This is a genomic window from Streptomyces sp. URMC 123 (assembly GCF_051386515.1).
Lineage (GTDB): Bacteria > Actinomycetota > Actinomycetes > Streptomycetales > Streptomycetaceae > Streptomyces.
In genome coordinates this window covers 1-2,097 of the sequence record NZ_JBPQTV010000556.1, presented here as the reverse complement: position 1 = coordinate 2,097, position 2,097 = coordinate 1, and the positions used below count along the sequence as shown (strand labels likewise).

Annotated in this window: 3 protein-coding genes and 1 pseudogene; 2 read left to right on the top strand and 2 right to left on the bottom strand. The window is 73.1% G+C overall.

All coding sequences use genetic code 11. From position 1 onward, the window contains the following. A partial coding sequence (locus tag ACSNOD_RS30680; protein WP_436770350.1) for a hypothetical protein occupies positions 1-543 on the bottom strand: 543 nt, incomplete at its 3' end. Positions 544-809: 266 nt separating this feature from the next. On the opposite strand from ACSNOD_RS30680, the gene ACSNOD_RS30675 reads away from it, so the two are divergent. Beyond that, complete coding sequence (locus tag ACSNOD_RS30675; RefSeq protein WP_436770349.1) at positions 810-1,406, top strand: dihydrofolate reductase family protein; 597 nt, start codon at positions 810-812, stop codon at positions 1,404-1,406. A 126-nt stretch (positions 1,407-1,532) separates the two neighbouring features. Beyond that, complete coding sequence (locus ACSNOD_RS30670) at positions 1,533-1,745, top strand: DUF4287 domain-containing protein (RefSeq protein WP_436770351.1); 213 nt, start codon at positions 1,533-1,535, stop codon at positions 1,743-1,745. 175 nt (positions 1,746-1,920) lie between these two features. Here the strand turns inward: ACSNOD_RS30670 and ACSNOD_RS30665 are convergent. Beyond that, positions 1,921-2,097 (bottom strand): annotated as a pseudogene (locus ACSNOD_RS30665) (FAD-dependent oxidoreductase); the annotation flags it as partial.

Sequence of the window (2,097 nt, the reverse complement as noted above, 5' to 3'; positions counted from 1 at the left end):
CGAGCGCTTGGACGCGGCAGGGGGCGTGGCAGGAGGTGCGGCAGGACGCGCGGCGCGGCTCGCGAGGCGGGACGCGATCTCGTCGCGGACCGGGAGGTACGCCGCGGCCGCCCGCTCCAGCCGCGCCAGGAACTCCCGCTGCGCCGCCGCCGAACGCGCGGCCGTACGGCGCCGCCGCCCCGGCCAGGGGAACGGCTTGGTCGGCGGGGACCAGCTTCGCGATCCGCGGCGCAGGTCCATGGAGAAGCTGGTCCCGCCGTGGGCCCGGTACAGATCCGCCGTGGCCTGGACCACCTCGGCGAGATACGCGAGTGTCGCGTCCTGCCAATGCTCGTACCGGTCCCGGGGGCAGACGAGATGCCCCGTCCCGCGCGTCGTGCTCTCGACGGCGCGGACGTCGTAGTACGTGATCTCCCGGGGCAACGAGACCGAGGCGACCCGCACGAACCGCGCGCCGCACATCTCCGCCAGATCGCCCAGCGGAGCCTGGCGCTTGTCCGCGCGGACCGGAATGACGTCGCTGTCGTTACCGGCGTCGCGCATGGCGATCAGCTCCCCCCGACAGGCCGAGACGCGTGCGCATCGGTCGCCCGGTCCGTCTCCGCCGCGCAACCCACCATAGGCCGTTCATGCGGACGGAACACCGACAGCCGGGCCGCCGGATGCGGCAGGGAAGCGTGGGGCCATCGAGCCGTTTGCCGCGGCTGACCCGTGCGTCCGGGGGCGTTGTCAGTGGCCGGTGCCATGATCTCCCTGCGGCGCGACACCGGCCGCGACTTGTGAGGAGCGAGCAAGAGGAGCGTGGCTTCGTGCGCGTTGTGATCACCGAGTTCATGAGCCTGGACGGCGTGGTGCAGGCGCCGGGTGGGCCCGAGGAGGACACCGACGGCGGGTTCGCCCACGGCGGCTGGTCGCACCCGTTCTTCGACCCGGAGGCGATGGGCGGCGCCTTCGACGACGCGCTGGCCGGCGCGGAGGCACTGCTGTTCGGGCGCCGCACCTGGCGAACGATGGCCGGGGCGTGGCCGGAGCGGGCGGGTGACCCGTTCGCCGACCGGATGAACGCCCTGCCGAAGTACGTGGTGTCCCGGACGCTGCGGGAGTCGGATCTGACGTGGCGGAACACCACGCGCATCCCCGGTGACGAGGCCGTCGCCCGCATCCGGGAACTGCGCGGTCAGGGCGGCGGAGACCTGCTGGTCATGGGAAGCCCGACGCTGGTGCGCGCCTTGCTGAGCGAGGGCCTGGTCGACGAGCTCCGGCTCATGATCATGCCGGTGCTCCTCGGCGGCGGCAAGACGATCTTCCCCGACGACGGCGGCCTCCGCACACTGGAGCTGGTCTCCGCGGCCACCACGGGCACGGGCGTGCAGATGTGCACGTACCGGCCGGTGGCCACGGCATAGCACGCGGCCGGCACCGGCCACCGGCCGGGGCATCGCGGCCCCGGCCATCGACACCATCCGCACCATTCACGCAGACCGTTCACACAGACGGTTCGTACAGAGGAGACCACCACCATGACCGCTGCCATGACCACCGCCGTGAAGGGCCCCGCCAGCTATTTCCCGTCCATCGAGAAGAAGTACGGCCGCCCCGTCGCCGAATGGAAGGAGCTGATCCGCTCCTCGCCCCTGACCAAGCACATGGAGCTCGTCACCTGGCTCAAGGCCGAGCACGGCCTGGGCCACGGCCACGCCAACGCGCTCGTGGCCCACACTCTCGCCGAGAGCGGCCGCGCTTGACGGCCGCACCGCGCCCGGGGGAGAAGCGGCCCACGAACGTCGGGGCGCCGGACCTCGCGGCCCGGCGCCCCACCTGAGTCACCCGTCCCCTGACGCGCGCCTCGGGTGGGCGATCTCACCGGTGCCCCGGGCGCACCGGCCGACACCCGCGGCGGCCGTCCCCGCCGTCGCGCGCTCAGTCGACTGGGGCGCCGAACCACGTCGCCAGCCTGTCCAGCAGATCGTGCTGGTCCTCACCGACCCACGCCACATGGCCGTCCGGCCGCAGCAGCACCGCGGGCACGTCCAACTCCTCGCCGGCATCGACAATGTGGTCGACCCGGTCCGCCCAGCCCGTCACCGACAGCCGGCC